The sequence below is a fragment of the Myxococcus qinghaiensis genome, assembly GCF_024198215.1.
Taxonomy (GTDB): domain Bacteria; phylum Myxococcota; class Myxococcia; order Myxococcales; family Myxococcaceae; genus Myxococcus; species Myxococcus qinghaiensis.
Genome location: NZ_JAKCFA010000009.1, coordinates 381276 through 395858, shown reverse-complemented (window position 1 = coordinate 395858; position 14583 = coordinate 381276). Strand labels below are relative to the sequence as shown.

16 protein-coding genes are annotated in these 14583 nt (G+C 70.0%); 5 read left to right on the top strand and 11 right to left on the bottom strand.

Going from position 1 to position 14583, the window contains the following annotated elements; genetic code table 11:
• The first annotated feature begins 114 nt into the window (after nucleotides 1-114).
• From LZ199_RS19560 to LZ199_RS19550, 3 genes are all read left to right on the top strand, one after another.
• The gene (locus LZ199_RS19560; RefSeq protein WP_253995239.1) at nucleotides 115-1623 is read left to right on the top strand and encodes a hypothetical protein; all 1509 of its coding nucleotides are present in this window, start codon (nucleotides 115-117) and stop codon (nucleotides 1621-1623) included.
• 76 nt (nucleotides 1624-1699) lie between these two features.
• Complete coding sequence (locus LZ199_RS19555) at nucleotides 1700-2224, top strand: hypothetical protein (RefSeq protein ID WP_253995238.1); 525 nt, start codon at nucleotides 1700-1702, stop codon at nucleotides 2222-2224.
• Between the two features lie 109 nt (nucleotides 2225-2333).
• Complete coding sequence (locus LZ199_RS19550) at nucleotides 2334-2912, top strand: DUF4142 domain-containing protein (RefSeq protein WP_253995237.1); 579 nt, start codon at nucleotides 2334-2336, stop codon at nucleotides 2910-2912.
• Between the two features lie 21 nt (nucleotides 2913-2933).
• Here LZ199_RS19550 and LZ199_RS19545 read toward each other — a convergent pair whose 3' ends face one another.
• The 8 genes from LZ199_RS19545 to dps all read right to left on the bottom strand — a co-directional run bounded on the left by LZ199_RS19545 (nucleotide 2934) and on the right by dps (nucleotide 9088).
• Entirely contained in the window at nucleotides 2934-3833 is a 900-nt protein-coding gene (locus LZ199_RS19545; protein ID WP_253995236.1) for a CHAD domain-containing protein, read from the bottom strand.
• A 4-nt stretch (nucleotides 3834-3837) separates the two neighbouring features.
• A complete protein-coding gene (locus LZ199_RS19540) occupies nucleotides 3838-4377 on the bottom strand; it encodes an inorganic diphosphatase (RefSeq protein WP_253995235.1) in 540 nt (179 codons plus the stop codon).
• 86 nt (nucleotides 4378-4463) lie between these two features.
• Nucleotides 4464-4877, bottom strand: a complete 414-nt coding sequence (locus LZ199_RS19535) for a hypothetical protein (RefSeq protein WP_253995234.1) — start codon at nucleotides 4875-4877, stop codon at nucleotides 4464-4466.
• Nucleotides 4874-5428 (bottom strand): hypothetical protein, encoded by a 555-nt coding sequence (locus LZ199_RS19530; protein ID WP_253995233.1) that lies wholly within the window; start codon nucleotides 5426-5428, stop codon nucleotides 4874-4876. The genes LZ199_RS19535 and LZ199_RS19530 overlap by 4 nt, the downstream gene beginning before the upstream one ends.
• A gap of 57 nt (nucleotides 5429-5485) precedes the next feature.
• Nucleotides 5486-6928: a protein adenylyltransferase SelO gene (locus tag LZ199_RS19525; RefSeq protein ID WP_253995232.1), complete on the bottom strand. Its 1443-nt coding sequence runs from the start codon at nucleotides 6926-6928 to the stop codon at nucleotides 5486-5488.
• Nucleotides 6929-6948: 20 nt separating this feature from the next.
• Nucleotides 6949-7566, bottom strand: coding sequence for a glutathione S-transferase N-terminal domain-containing protein (locus LZ199_RS19520; RefSeq protein ID WP_253995231.1), 618 nt, complete (start codon nucleotides 7564-7566; stop codon nucleotides 6949-6951).
• The gene (locus tag LZ199_RS19515; RefSeq protein ID WP_253995230.1) at nucleotides 7563-8423 is read right to left on the bottom strand and encodes an SDR family oxidoreductase; all 861 of its coding nucleotides are present in this window, start codon (nucleotides 8421-8423) and stop codon (nucleotides 7563-7565) included. The genes LZ199_RS19520 and LZ199_RS19515 overlap by 4 nt, the downstream gene beginning before the upstream one ends.
• A 107-nt stretch (nucleotides 8424-8530) precedes the next feature.
• Entirely contained in the window at nucleotides 8531-9088 is a 558-nt protein-coding gene (gene dps, locus LZ199_RS19510; protein WP_253995229.1) for a DNA starvation/stationary phase protection protein Dps, read from the bottom strand.
• Between the two features lie 387 nt (nucleotides 9089-9475).
• On the opposite strand from dps, the gene LZ199_RS19505 reads away from it, so the two are divergent.
• Nucleotides 9476-10531 (top strand): ferrichrome ABC transporter substrate-binding protein, encoded by a 1056-nt coding sequence (locus LZ199_RS19505; protein WP_253995228.1) that lies wholly within the window; start codon nucleotides 9476-9478, stop codon nucleotides 10529-10531.
• A gap of 28 nt (nucleotides 10532-10559) precedes the next feature.
• Here the strand turns inward: LZ199_RS19505 and LZ199_RS19500 are convergent, their stop codons facing one another.
• Nucleotides 10560-11015, bottom strand: a complete 456-nt coding sequence (locus LZ199_RS19500; protein WP_253995227.1) for a rhodanese-like domain-containing protein — start codon at nucleotides 11013-11015, stop codon at nucleotides 10560-10562.
• A 142-nt stretch (nucleotides 11016-11157) separates the two neighbouring features.
• Between LZ199_RS19500 and pdxR the strand changes: the two genes are divergently transcribed.
• The gene (gene pdxR / locus LZ199_RS19495; protein ID WP_253995226.1) at nucleotides 11158-12738 is read left to right on the top strand and encodes a MocR-like pyridoxine biosynthesis transcription factor PdxR; all 1581 of its coding nucleotides are present in this window, start codon (nucleotides 11158-11160) and stop codon (nucleotides 12736-12738) included.
• On the opposite strand, the gene LZ199_RS19490 is transcribed toward pdxR, so the two are convergent.
• Together LZ199_RS19490 and LZ199_RS19485 are read right to left on the bottom strand one after the other, a co-directional pair.
• The gene (locus LZ199_RS19490) at nucleotides 12629-13666 is read right to left on the bottom strand and encodes an AraC family transcriptional regulator (protein ID WP_253995225.1); all 1038 of its coding nucleotides are present in this window, start codon (nucleotides 13664-13666) and stop codon (nucleotides 12629-12631) included. The genes pdxR and LZ199_RS19490 overlap by 110 nt on opposite strands.
• 1 nt (nucleotide 13667) lies before the next feature.
• Nucleotides 13668-14552 (bottom strand): oxidoreductase, encoded by an 885-nt coding sequence (locus tag LZ199_RS19485; RefSeq protein ID WP_253995224.1) that lies wholly within the window; start codon nucleotides 14550-14552, stop codon nucleotides 13668-13670.
• Nucleotides 14553-14583: the final 31 nt, after the last annotated feature.

Here is a 14583-nt window from a genome sequence, read left to right as displayed (position 1 = left end):
CCGGGCTGCCCGCTGGAGGACGGGCGAGTGGGCGGCCGCCCGGAGAGGGCGTGGGTTGGCGAGATTCGATGACTTCCCATGTTTCTTTTTCGGAAGTCACGACAGGGGGTCTTCATGAAGGTCCGCGCGAGAGGGTGGGTGGCCGCCGGTGCCGCCGCGTTGCTCGTCACCGGCTGCCGCGAGCGCGGCCAGGAGGCGCAGTCGCGGCAGGGCGCAGAGGCGACCGCGAGTGAACAGCAGCATCAGGCGAACAGCGCCCAGGAGGAGGTGCGGCAGAAGCAGGAGGCTCTGGACGAAGCCAAGGCCCGCGCTCAGCGCGAGGAGGGCGAGGCGGACCAGTCCCAGACCGCACAGCAGACAGAGGCCGCGCAACAGGCCGCCCAGGCCCGGCAGCAGGCCACGGATGCGACGCAGCAGGCCGGGGGCGCGCAGCAACAGGCGGGGGCCGCGCAGCAGCAGGCCACCCAGGCAACCGGAGCTGCTCAGCAGCAGGCTGCCCAGGCGGGACAGCAAGCCGCGGGTGCACAGCAGCAAGCTGCTCAGGCGGGACAGCAAGCCTCGGACGCTCAGCAGCAAGCCGCACAGACGGGACAGCAAGCCTCGGACGCTCAGCAGCAAGCCGCCCAGACGGGACAGCAGGCCGCGGACGCTCAGCAGCAAGCCGCACAGACGGGACAGCAGGCCGCGGACGCGCAGCAGCAGGCCGCCCAGGCGGGACAGCAGGCCACGGACGCGCAGCAGCAGGCCCAGGCCAGCTCCACCGACGCGGAGAGAGAGGCGGAGCGACAGGCCGACCTGCGGGCGGAGCGGGAAGCCGAACTCCGCGCGGAGCAGCGCGCCGAGCAGCAGACGGCACAGAGCGGCTCCGCACCGTCGGGCACGCAGTCGGGGACGGGACAAGACACGCAGTCACCCGTGGCCTCTTCCTCGGGGACGGGCACGTCGTCCACACCGTCCACCGGGTCGCCCACGGACTCCAGCTCGGGACAGGCCTCCGGAGGCTCGGGGCAACAGGTCGACGAGGGCACGCAGCCGCTGTCTCCCCTCGAACAACTCGATGCTCGACAGCAGCAGGGTCAGACGACGAGCGGCACGGAGCAGCAGCCCGCCACATCGGGCACGGAGCAGCAGCCCATCGCCACCGCGCCTTCGACGACCACGCAGCAGCCTGCCTCCGGGACCACCGACTCCTCGACGGGCGCCTCGGGCACCCCCCAGCAGCCACAGGCGCAGCAGGGCACGCAGCAGCAGCCCCAGCAGCCCGTGGTCATGCTCCCGGTTCCCTCCGGCTCGCAGTCGAGCAGTGGCACCGCGTCGGGAACACAGGCCCAGCAGAACACCCCGCAGCAGTTCACCGGCGAGTTGATTCGCGCGACTGAGACCGAGGTCCTGCTCAGTCAGAATGGTGAGCCCCAGCTCCGCTTGACGGTCAAACCCGAGACGCAGGTGACCGTGGATGGGTTCCGCTCCGTCGCCGAGGACATCCAGGAAGGCGCCCAGGTCCGCGTCTCGTACACCATGGATGAGACAGGGGAAGCCAAGGCCGTGAGCATCGACGCGACCTCCCAGGGAAGCACCACGGGGACCGGCTCCACCCAGGAGCAACCCACACAGCAGCAGTAATCAGGGTGTGACGGTGTCACGCTGTCCGCCGCCACCATGGTAATCCCAGACCCCTCTTTCGAGAGGGGTCACACACATGAAGCAGCAACTAATCGTCCTCCTGGGTGGATGGTGTCTCGGCGCGCTCCTCGGCTGTAACGCGGGCGGGCCGACACAGGTCGCGGACCGCTTCGTCGCGCAAGCCACGCTCACCGAGGAAGAGCCTCCCCAGGGCCCCTGTGGAGAGGACGGCGTCTGTGACCTCGGGGAGACACCCCAGACCTGTCCACTCGACTGCGACAGTCCCGGCGACCCTTGCGGCAACGGATTGTGTGAGCCCTTCGAGACGCAGCAGAGCTGTCCCTCCGATTGTAGCGCCGGTCCCATCGGTGCCGTGTGTGGCAACGCATGGTGCGAGTCCTCCGAGACGCGGCAGAGCTGCCCCGCAGACTGTGGCGCCGGCCCCATCGGCGGGACGTGTGGCAACGGATATTGCGAGGCGCTCGAGTCGCATCTGAGCTGCCCCACCGACTGCGACAGTCCCGTCGGTGACTCGTGCGGCGATGGGTTCTGCGAGTCGCACGAGACACACCAGGACTGCCCCGCGGACTGTGACGGCTGAGCCCCGAATCCCTATCGCCTGGTCGACAAGGGAATCAGCTTCGACGCCGATACCCCTCCCACCTTCCCCTCCACAACCTCCGCGAGCCTGATTGGAACGGGGAGGGGACATGCACGTGGCGAAATCCTGGATGATGAGGGCGCTCCTGGCGAGCGCGGTGATGCTGACGTCGGCTTGCTCAGACAACAATCGTGAGAGCGTGGACCCGGGACTGAGCGAGCAGACGCTGACGCTCGATGACGCCCAGATAGTCCGGGTGCTGCAGGTGGCCAATGAAGGAGAGGTGGCCCTGGGCACGCTGGGACAATCCCGGGCCACCACCGAGCCCGTGCGTGACTTCAGCGCGGAGATGGTCACCGAGCACACGGCCGCGCGACAGCAGCTGGATGCCCTGGCCGCGGCCCAGGGGATTCGGCCCGCGGACAGCGAGGTCTCGATGCAGCTCATGGAGGAGGTCCAGCGGCTGATGATGGCGCTGGACGGACTGGAGGGAGAGCGCTTCGACCTGGCGCTGATGGACGCTCAGCTCGCGGCCCACGCTCGCACGGCCATGCTGGCGGATGCCCTGCTCGCCCCGCAGGCCCAGAACGAAGCCCTCCAGCAGGAGCTGCGCGTGCAGCGGATGGCCGTCCAGAAGCACCTGGAAGAAGCCCTTCCCATCCAGAAGGCCCTCTTCGAAGCGCCATAGGCCCGGGCGCTCGCGGTCTTGCTACGCGAGCACCTGGAGCAGCCGCCGGGGAATCGCCTCGGCGTGCCAGCGCTGGAGCTCGCGAGCAATCTCCGCGGAGCGCTGTGCCCGGCCCTCGCGGATGAGCGGCAACAGGGCTCGCGCGGCCTTGCGCTCCCCGGGCTTGCCTCCGGCGGCGAGTCGCTCGAACACCTCCAGCCTCACGTCCGCGTCGTGCAGCTCCCCCAGTCCTTCCTGGAGCGGGACGAGCACCTCCACCAGCGCGCCCAGCGTGCGGCGGAACGCGGGCTGGAAGATCTCCAGCTCGTAGCGCAGCTTCTTCAAGTCCTTGCGCAGCGCATGCGCGGACGCGGCGTCGGGCGCGTCCATGTAGACCTTCATCCGCTTGCGCACGCGGCGCACCCGCCAGAGCAGGGGCTCCTTCACCCGGCGCCCGCCGAAGCGGTGGTCGTCCTCCAGCCCGTCCATCTTGCGCAGCAGCCGGGGCATGGTGCGCGAAGCCCACCGCTCCAGCTCCGAGCGCAGCCGCTTCTCCTTCGCCTTCAGTCCCGCGAGGCGCGCCTTGCCCAGCGCGGCGATGCCCGCGCGCGTGTCGGGCTTCTCGCGGCGCGACTTCTTCGCGACCTCCTCCAGCCAGGCCGCCTGGACGTGCAAGTCCCTCACGTCGCCCAGCGCGTCCTGGAGCCGCTTCACCTCCACCTCCAGCTTGCCCAGCCCGCCGAGCGGACGGAACACCTGGATGGCGGCGCGCAGCCGGCGCGTGGCCACGCGCATGTCGTGGACGCCGTCGTCGTCGAGCTCCTCCGCGAGCTTCGCCTCGGGCTTGCGGACATCCGCCAGCCGGCCCGCGAGGATGCGCCGCGCGGCCTCGCCCAGCTCGCTGTCCGGGCCCAGTCCTCGAATGGGTGTGGGTTGGGCCATCTGCCTAGCCTCCCGTCATGGCCTGAGTGGTCAGCATCCGCTCGGCGGCCTCGGGGCCTTCCCACCCGAGGATGCGCGCGTCCTTGTCCTCGAAGTGCACGGCGGTGAGGAAGAAGTGCGCCAGCTCCTCGCGCTCGCGGCGGGACACGTCCTGGTACGTGCGCAGGTGCTCGGTGCGAGGCGATGCCGTGGGCAGCGCGATGATGCGGTCATTGCGCTCACGCTCGCCCGGCTTGCCGCCCTTGCGCTTCTGGTCCACCTGGAGGACGCCCAGCGCGCGGCAGGGCAGCACCACCCCGGGCCACGTGGTGTCGTCCCACAACACCATGGCATCGAGCGGGTCTCCGTCCGGACCCTTCGTCGACGGGATGAAGCCCCAGTCGAACGGATACCGCAGCCCCCGAGTGAGGGGGCGGGAGAGCGTGAAGGCCGAGAGCGCGGCGTCGTACTTGAGCTTCACCGTCGAGCCCCGAGGGGACTCGACGACGACGTGAAAGGCGCCCTGGGGCCCGCGCGAGGGCAGGCGGGTGAGGTCCGTCGTCATGGAAGGTGAAAGGTCAGCCCGCTCCTCCCGCGCGGCAAGCGCCTTCGGGAGGGACTTTCGGCTCGCCAACCTTCCAGGCAGGCGGGCTAGACGGAGCCCAACAACGCGACGATGGCGCTGCCGACGAGTCCCACGCCCGTCAGGACGAGGCCGGTGATGGGCATCCACCGTCGCTGCCGTCCGGGGGGCTCCCGGGTGCGGTACAGGGCCACGATGTTCACTATCACCGAGGCAATCTGGACGGCGATGCACATGGGGACGAGCGAGAGCACGCCCAGCACGAGCCCGCTGACCACGAACCCCATGCCCGCGACTTCCGGCGCGTTGACGGTGCGCTCGCGCAGGTCCCAGCACGAGGGGCACATGGGGCGCGCCTCCGGGCGCACCCGCCGCTCGCAGTCCGGACACATGAACGTGCCGCAGCGGCCACACACCCAACTGGCGATGGCGTCGGGATGCCCCGCGCAGGAGGCGCCCTCCGGTGGCGTCTCCACGCTCATGCCGACTGCCGCTCCAGCGGGTGCTGCATGCCGCGCGACTGTCGCCGCCCGGAGCTCAGGTGCGCGGTGATGGTGGTCGCCGCCGACTCGCTGGGGAGGGAGAGGGTGAGGTGCCGGTTGTCGATTCGCTTCACCAGGGGCACCCGTCCCTTCATCACCGCGTAATAGGCCACGACGGGCAAGAGGACGGCGAGCAGCACCGCGACCAGGATGGGAGTCCCGTCGCTCCTGCCCGCGAACACCGCGATGCCGCCCACCAGGATGGCGATGGTGCCCAGGAAGGAGAGTCCGAAGAGCAGCTTGCTGCGCTGCCACCGGGCCCACCCCTCTTCGCTGAAGGGCAGGGTGCCCTTGGCGCGCTTGGTGAGTGCTATCGCGATGAGCAGCACGATGAGGGCCGCGAACGGCACGAAGATGAGCAGCCAGCGCGGATACCACGCGAACTTCACGGGCTTGAAGCTGATGCCCTCCGTCTGGCCGGTGATGACACAGACACGGGGCAGGTCGAACTCACTGAGCTCGTTCTTGGGAATGACAACGTCAGCAGCCATGGCGCGTGGTTCTAATCCAGACACTTCGGCGCGCGCCAGCCGGGGAGCCTCCTTGCTTCAGGAACTGCAGCTCACCACCAGGTGCCGGCCCCAGGCAGGAGGCTCCGTGGTGTACTCCTCGTACTCGGAGCGCTGCGTGAAGGGGTCTTCCAGGGCGGCGAGCAGGCGGTCCACCTCCGTGAAGTCGCCCTCCTGGGCGCGGGTGATGGCGGCCTGCGCCATCCAGTTGCGCAGCACGTAGCGCGGATTGACGCGCTCCATCCGCGCTCGCCGCTCCACGTCCACGCTGCCTTCCGAGGCGAGCCGCGCGCGGTAGCGCTCCGCCCACGCGTCGAAGCCCGCCCGGTCCGCGAACATCGCCCCCACCGAGTCCAGGTGTCCCAGCGCGCGGAAGAACCGCGTGTAGTCCACGCGGGCCTCGGCCATGCGCGCGAACAAGTCCCCCACCAGGGCGCGGTCCTCGTCGCGGGCCTCCTGGAGGCCCAGCTTCTGGCGCATCAACTTCAGGAAGTGCTCCTTGAAGGTGGGCTCGAAGGTGGTGAGCACCGCGCGGGCCTCGTCCTCGGATATCAGCGTGAGGAGCGCTTCACCCAGACACGCCAGGTTCCACATCGCGATGCGCGGCTGCTGGTCGAATGCGTAGCGGCCCCGGTGGTCGGAGTGGTTGCAGATGAAGCCCGGCTCGAACTCGTCCAGGAAGCCGAAGGGGCCGTAGTCCAGGGTGAGGCCGAGGATGGACATGTTGTCCGTGTTCATCACCCCGTGCGCGAAGCCCACCGCCTGCCATTGCGCCACCAGTCGCGCGGTGCGCTCCACCACTTCCGCGTAGAAGCGCGCGTGGCGCCCCGGTGCCCCGGACAGGTGCGGGAAGTGCGCGTCGATGACGTGGTCGGCCAGCAGCGCCACGTGCTCGTGCTGCTCGGAGTGGTGGAAGAACTCGAACGTGCCGAAGCGCACGTGGGACGGAGCCATCCGCACCAGCATGGCGCCCGGCTCGACTTCCTCGCGGTACACCCGCTCGTCGCCGCCAATCAGACACAGCGCGCGCGTGGTGGGGATGCCCAGCCCGTGCATGGCCTCGCCGCACAAGTACTCACGGATGGAGGAGCGCAGCACGGCGCGCCCGTCTCCGCCGCGCGAGAAGGGCGTGGGTCCGCCGCCCTTGAGGTGCAAATCCCACGACGAGCCCTCGCTGGTGCGTACCTGCCCCAGCAGCAGGGCACGGCCGTCTCCCAGTCGGGGCACGTACACGCCGAACTGGTGCCCGGCGTACACCATGGCGAAGGGCTCCATGCCCGGCAGCGGACGCCCCCCGCCGAACGCCTCGACGAACTCCGGCCGTCGAGCCTCCTCCGGCGTCAGCTCCAGGAGGCGCAGCGCGGCGGGGTTGAGGCTCACCACCCGGGCATTCGGGAAGGCGCGAGGAGACACCCTGGCGCCGAAGCCGGGGGGCAGGCGGGCGTACGAGTTGTCGAAGCGAAGCTGTTCGAGCGCGGGCATGGAGGGAGGAACGGTAACGCTCAGGGGACCTTCATGCCGCGCTGCACGGCGGGACGGTCACCCACGCGCGACAGCCACTGCGGCACCTGGCCCAGGCCCGCGAAGATTTCCGGGACGTAAGAGCGCATGCCCGCGACCCACGGGTAGAGGGCGATGTCCGCGATGGAGTAGCGGCCCGCCACGTAGTCCCCCTTGCCGAGCTGCCCGTCGAGCACCTTGAGCAGTCGCTTCGACTCCTCGGTGTAGCGGTCGATGGCGTAGGGAATCTTGGTGGAGGCGAAGCGGCCGAAGTGGTTGAGCTGGCCGAACATGGGGCCCACGCCGCCCATCTGGAACATCAGCCACTGCGTCACCTCCGTCTTGCCGCGCAGGCTGGAGGGCATGAGCTGGCCCGTCTTCTCCGCGAGGTACAGGAGGATGGCGCCCGACTCGAAGACGGTGATGGGGCTGCCGCCCGGCCCCTCCGAGTCGACGATGGCGGGAATCTTGTTGTTGGGGTTGATGGCCAGGAACTCGGGCTTGAACTGCTCGCCCTTGCCGATGTTCACCGACTTCGCGGTGTAGGGCAGCCCCAGCTCCTCCAGGGCGATGGAAACCTTGCGCCCGTTGGGCGTGGCGAACGTGTACAGGTCAATCATGGTTGGACTCCCGTGAGCCGCGCGCTTTCCCGCCAGAGCTGCTCGGCGAGGGCGTCGTCCCGCGCGGCGGCGGACGGCTTCCTCTGCCGGCAACGGAAGAAGTACTTCCCGGAGACTCCGTCCACCTCCGGCGAGGACGCCAGGTAGATGGAGGTTCGCGCGCCGCTCTTTGCGGACAGGAAGAACGGCCCGCCCAGCTTCACAACCCAGCGGAAGAAGCCCTGGGTGTTGTGGCCGAAGCCCGAGCGCACCGTGCCGGGGTGCACCGCGTTCGTCGTCACGCGCGTGCCCTCCAGCCGCTTCGCCAGCGAGTGGGTGAACAGGATGTTGGCCAGCTTGGACGTGGCGTAGACGCGGAAGCCGTCGTAGCGGCGCTCGCTCTGGAGGTCGGTGAGGTCGAGCTTGCCGACGTAGTGCGCGTCCGACGACACGTTGATGACGCGCGCGGGGCCGCTGGCCTTGAGCGTGTCCAGCAAGAGGTGCGTCAGGAGGAAGGGCGCCAGGTGGTTGGTGGCGAATGTGGCCTCCAACCCATCCACCGTCACCTCGCGGCGGTCGATGATGAGGCCCGCGTTGTTGAGCAGCACGTCCAGGCGCGAGTAGCGCGAGCGGAAGGTGTCGGCCAGCGCACGCACGGCTTGCAGCGAGCTGAGGTCCGCGAGAATCGTGTCGACGCGCGCGCCCGCGACGGACTGGTTCACCGCGTCCACGGCGGCCTGGGTGCGGGCGGGGGCCCTTCCGACAAGCACCACCGTGGCGCCCAGGCGTCCTAGGGCCTTGGCCGTCTCCAGGCCGATGCCGCCGGTGGCCCCGGTGATGAGGCACACCTTCCCGTCCATCCGTGTCTCAGCGCTCATGTGGCGTCCTCTGGATTCCGAGGTCGCCTTCTATATGCCGACACGGGCCCGGACGCTCGTGGAAGCGCCGGGCCCGTGGGAAGGGAGTTCAGGGTGCCGGGCGTGGCTCAGGCGTGCGGAGGCCGGGTGGGCTCGCTGGAGCGGGACTCGTCGCGGCCGCCCTTGACGCGCGGAGTGGGGCGCGCGGTGCCGTTGAGGTGGCTCTCCAGGAACCACATGTCCAGCTCCACGTCGCCCAGAACCTGGGTGAGCAGGTCCACGGTGATGGGCTCCTCCAGCTCATCGCAGCGCTGGATGCCGCCGCGGATGGAGGCGCCGTAGCGCGCGAAGCGGTCCACGAGGCACTTCAGGTGGTCCTCGCTCTCCACGGCCTTGAGGTCGTACTCGGGCAGCTCGCTGTTCTTGGCGGCCAGCCGGATGGTGCCCTCGGCGTAGCCGCCCAGGGTGCCGGCGCGCTCGGCGAACTCGTCGGCCTGCTTGCGCGCGTGCTTGGCCAGGTCGTCGAAGAGCAGGTGACGGCTGTAGAAGTGGGTACCCCGGATGTTCCAGTGCGCTTGCTTGATTTGCCAGTGCAGGTCGATGGAGTCGGCCAGCAGGTTGTTCAGCAGGTCGATGATCTCCTCACGCGTCTCACTGGGGACATTCACATGGCTGGGAAAGTTCATGGTTGGCGCTCCCTCCAAGAAGGCTTTCCCAAAGGTGGGGATGGCCTTCCCCAGGCGCCATGACGAGGCGTCCTGGCTGGAGAGCGGACGGCCAGCCGGGCGGTCCGTCCGCCGACGCGTGACGCTCAGGGGTGGGTGCGCGCGTCCGCGCCGTCGAGGCGCACGTGGACCCGGGCGAGCAGAAAGAGCGGCCTCGGGGGCAGGCCAGCGTGAACTCCCACGAGAAACCACTCGGGTGGTGGCCCGTGACGCGACCCCCGCGTCAGGGAGGCGGCGGAAGGGGGCGACTGGACGTCATCGGGCTTGGACGTCAGGGTGCTTCTCCTCGGGGGAGGCAGGAGGCAGACTCTGAAGGTGTCCCGGCGTTCATCGTGGTGGATTGCGGTCGTGGTCTCCGTGCTCGTGCACGCGGCGCTCTTCCTGGCGCTGTCGCGAGTGCGGTCGGCCGCGCCATCGCGTCCCAGCGCGGTGACTGAGCTGGAGCTCGTCTACCTGGAGCCCAAGGCGCCCGCGGCGCCGCCACCTGCTCCAGCCCCCGCCGCGCGGCCCCCCGTGCCCGAGCGTGCTCCACCCCCGCGTCGGACGGAGCGTCCACCCGAGGACATCGCGCGGACGCCCGAGGGCAAGAAGAAGGAGGAGCCGCCCTCGGCCGTCGCGGAGGCGCCTGGAGCCACGTCGAAGGAGCAGGAGCCCTCGGGCACTCCGGAGGATGCGCCCACCCGGGCCGCGCCGCCGACGGTTTCACTCGTGCCGAAGGGGCTCTGGGGCAGCGAGCCTCCGGGCAAGCCGGCTCAGTCGGGCACGACGCTTCGCAATGACGGCTCGGTGCCGGACCGTCGCGCCATCGCTCAGCGGGAAGCGGCGGAGGCGAAGGAGCGGGTGGATGGGTGGGCGGCGGATGCGAGTGCGACGGCGCGTGCGGAGAGCGGCGCGGTGAATCCGTACTTCACGAACCTCCAGGACCGCTTCGCCAAGAAGCTGGTGAATCCGCCGTCGCCGGACCTGAAGGTGCTGGGCTCGCGTCTCAAGCGCGAGCAGGTGGAGGCCACCGAGCGCTTCGGGAAGACGGGCTCGCCATATGTGGCGGAGAAGAGGGACAGGCGGCTGGAGCAGCGCAACCGCCTGGCGGCGGCCGTCGAGGCGGGGCGGGCGGCGAACATGTTCATGATGGACGTCACCGCGCCGGTGCTCGCGCTCGCCACGGTGCTGGAGGTGCGGCAGGCGCGGGACGGGAAGCTGCTGGACCTCAAGGTGCTGGAAGGCTCGGGCGACCCCAAGTTCGACGCGTGGGCGGTGACGCATCTGCGCGATGCGCTGGCCAGCGCGGACGCGCCGCCGGAGTCCGGCCTGGGCCTGCCCGAGGATGAGCTGCGCAGCCGGTGGCGGCTGGAAGAGTACCTGGGCAATCCCCGCGTGAAGGTCATCCTCATCGGCGTGTACTGAGCCGCTGTTTCGCGCGGGCCTCGCTCGGTCAGCGCGCCGGGCGCTCGGCGTAGACGGGCTGACCCTGGGGCGCGGTGCCTTCGGTGGCGTAGCCCTCCTTCACCCAGTACTCGATTCCGCCGATGAGCTCCTTCACGCGGAAGCCCAGCGCTGACAGGCGCGCGGCGGCCTTGGTGGAGCCGTTGCATCCGGGGCTCCAGCAATAGGTGACGATGACGTCGTCCTTGCTCAGGTTCGCCGTCGTGGCGGCGGAGAGCGTCCGCGCGGGCAGGTTCAGGGCGCCGGGGATGTGGCGCTCCGCGTAGGCGTCCGGCGAGCGGACGTCCACGACGACGAAGCCCTTCTTGCCGCGCTCCAAATCCAGGTGCAGGTCGGCGGCGTCCGTCTCCACGGAGAGCTTCGCGAGGAAGTGACGGTGTGCTTCCTCCGGCAGGGCAGCGGGGGTTTCGAGAACGAAGGAGAACGGGGTGGCGGGCGTGGTCATGACGGAGACTCCCTGAGCTTCGATGCCGGCAACAGTGCTCCCGGAGTGGTCCACATGAAAGCGCCATTCCGTGTCAGAGGACTGGACCACTTTCAGCCGGGCTCGGGTTGTGGTGGGCCGGAGCCCTGGCTACAGAGTGCGCATGTCGAAGCGCTCCGTGGGTGTGTCGCTGCCGTTCCTCATGCCGGACGCGGGCAGGGAAGCGGGCCCCTTGCATCGACAGCTCTACGAGCGGCTGCGCGAGGCCATCCTCGCGGGGACGCTCGCGCCCCGAAGCCGCCTGCCGTCCACGCGCACGCTGTCCCGGGAGCTGGGGATTTCACGAGGGACGGTGGAGGAGGCCTTCGCGCAGCTCGACGCGGAGGGCTTCCTGGAGCGACGCGTGGGCTCGGGCAGCGTCGTTGCGTTGCCAGACCACGCTCGAGGGCCTCGCTCCGTGTCTGCTCGAGGGCCGCGCTTCGTGCCTGCTCACGGGGGCGCAAAGGCCGCGAGCCTGGGCGGGCTGTCCCGGCGGGGGCGGCGCATGGCGAGCGACGTGCTTCCTGCCGAGCCGCGTGACGTGCGTCCCTTCACGCCGTGCCTGCCCGCGCTGGAGCTCTTTCCCACGACGCTGTGGGCTCGCACGGTGGCGAAGCAGGCACGCATGCTGGAGCCGGGACGGATGACCGCTGGCGAGCCCGAGGGCTTTCGTCCACTGCGAGAGGCCATCGCGGCGCACCTGGGGCCGGCTCGCGGCGTGCGTTGTGACTGGCGCCAGGTCCTGGTCTTCGCGAGCACACAGCAGGCCCTGGACCTGACGGCCAGGCTTCTCCTCGATGAAGGGGATGGGGTGTGGCTGGAGGAGCCGGGCTATCTCGGTGCCCGCGTGGCCTTCGAGTCCGCGGGCGCGCGCCTGCATCCGGTCCCCGTGGACGGGAATGGCCCGCGCGTGGAGGTGGCGCTGGCGCGAGCGCCGAAGGCCCGGCTGGCCTATGTCACGCCTTCGCACCAGTACCCGCTGGGCGTGACGATGAGCCTGTCACGAAGGCTGGCCCTGCTGGAGCATGCGCGCGCCTCCGGGATGTGGCTGTTCGAGGACGACTACGACAGCGAGTTCCGCTATGCGACGCGGCCACTCGCCGCGATTCAGGGCATGGACGTGGCGGGGCGTGTCCTCTACGCGGGCACCTTCAACAAGGTGATGTTCCCTTCGTTGCGACTGGCCTTCCTCGTCGTCCCGGAGGCGTTGGTGGACGCCTTCACCGCCGCGCGCGCCGCCACGGATGGCCATGCGCCTCCGCTCACGCAGGCCGCGATGGCGCACTTCATGGAGTCAGGGCACTACGCCGCGCACCTGCGGCAGATGCGTCTGGTCTATGCGGAGCGCCGCGACGCGCTCCTGGATGCCCTGGAGCGAGAGACGCGGGGGGAATTGCAGCTCGGCGCGGCGGAGGCGGGGATGCATGTCACGGCGTTCCTGGCGGAAGGACTCCAGGATGTGGCTGTGATTGAGCGGACGGACGCACGGGGCCTGGGCGCGCGCCGACTGTCCCCGCTCTACCTGGGGCGAGGGCGGCGGCAGGGGTTGGTGCTGGGGTTCTCGGGGGCGAGCCCCGCCGGGCTCCGCGCCGCTGTCAGGACGCTGTGCGGCTTGCTCGACGGCCCGCCCCGTCAGCCCCTTCGCGCGAGGCGCCACGCCAGCGCAGCGGGGTCGTCCCCTCCCAGCCCTGGAACGCGCGGCTGAAGGAGTTCAGCTCCTCGAAGCCCAGCAGGAACGCCACCTCGTTGGCGTCCAGGTCCGTGCTCGCGAGCAGCTGGCGCGCGGACTGGTGGCGCACTTCATCGAGCAGGTGCTGGTACGTCGTCCCTTCTGCCTCCAGCTTTCGCTGGAGCGTGCGCGAGCTCAGGTGCAGCTCCTCGGCGACCTTCTCGACGGAGGGACGCTCGCCGCACATGCGGCGTCTCAACGCCAGGCGCACGTCGTCCGCCACGGTGTGTCGCTGTCGCTGCTCCCTCTCCCGCTCCAGCCCGGGCACCAGCATCGCCAGCAGGTCCGCGTTGTGCGTGAGGAAGGGCTCGTCGAGCGCGCTCGCCTCGAACACGAGCATGTCCACGGGCGCATCGAACCGGACCTTGCAGCCGAAGTGGCGGGTGAGCAGCTCCGCGTCGGAGCGACGTCTCGCCAGCTCGACGCGTCGGGGCACCAGCGACTTGCCCGTGCCTCTGCGCGCGAGCGCCAGCGTGGAGGCGAACGTCGCGTCGACGAGGAACAGGGGCAAGGGCCCCTCCGCCAGCAGCCAATGGAACCGGAAGCGCGCCTCGCCCTTTACGACTTCGACTGTCACCTCCTCCGGGCAGACCAAGCCTTTGTAGCGGGCGAGCTTCGCCAGGGCCTCGCCCAGCGTGGGTGCGTGGAGCGCCGCCATGGAGGCGACGTCGAAGTGGTGGGGTCTCGCCCCGGAGCCCACGCGCAGGCCGACGTCCCTCCCGCCCCCTACGGCCTCCACTGCGTGCCAGAACGCCATGAACTCCCGCGTCGTCAGGCGCGCCTTGGGCTCCTGGAAGCGCGAGCGGACCAGGCCCGCGTGTCGCAGCACGCGCTCGACCTCCACGCCGAGCGCGGCGAGGCGGTCGAGCAGCACACTGGGAACAGGGACGAGGTCGGCGGGCACGTCAGTTCCTCTTGGTCACCAACATCCGGGCGACCGGAGTCTCCGCGAAGGGAATCAGCCCATCAACGTCCGTGGAGATGCTGAGCGGCTTCCACCGGGAGTCCTCCGCCGCGCGCTCCCGGACGATGACCTCCGCGAGGAACACGGCGTCGGACCCGAGCAGCAGGCGCAGGGGTGGCCGCGGCTCGTCGGCAATCTGGAGAATCGCCTTCGCGGCCTTGGCGGGGTCTCCACGCGGGCCGTCCGCGCCCTGTCGCACGTGCTGGGTGAAGGCGCCCACCGTGGGCTTGTAGGCGTCGCTGATGTCACCGACGTGCATGGACGAGCCGGCCCAGTCGGTGCGCATGCCCCCGGGCTCGACGATGGTCACCCGGATGCCCAGCGGCGCCACTTCCTGCGCGAGGACCTCCGAGAACCCTTCCATCGCCCACTTCGCGGACTGGTATGACGCCAGTCCGGGCGAGCCTCGGCGTCCGCCGATGGAGGACACCTGGATGATGTGCCCGTCCTTCTGCGCGCGGAGCACCGGCAGGGCGGCGCGGGTGACATGCATCATCCCGAAGAAGTTCGTCTCGAACTGCTCGCGGAAGTCCGCCTCGTCCACGTCCTCGATGGCGGCCACGTTGGCGTAGCCCGCGTTGTTGACGACGACGTCCAGCCGCCCGAAGGCGCGGGTCGCCTCCGCGATGGCCGCTCGCGCGGCGGCGGGGTCCGTCACGTCGAGCGCCACCGCGCGCACCCGGTCGCCATACCGCTCCACCAGGTCCTTCAGTTGCTCCGGCTTGCGCGCCGTGGCCACGAGCCGGTGACCGGCTGCCAGCACGGCCTCCGCCAAATCACGGCCAAGGCCGCGAGAGCTTCCAGTGATGAGCCAGACCTTCGACATGGGGACCTTCCTTCTCTTCGTCGTCGCGCCG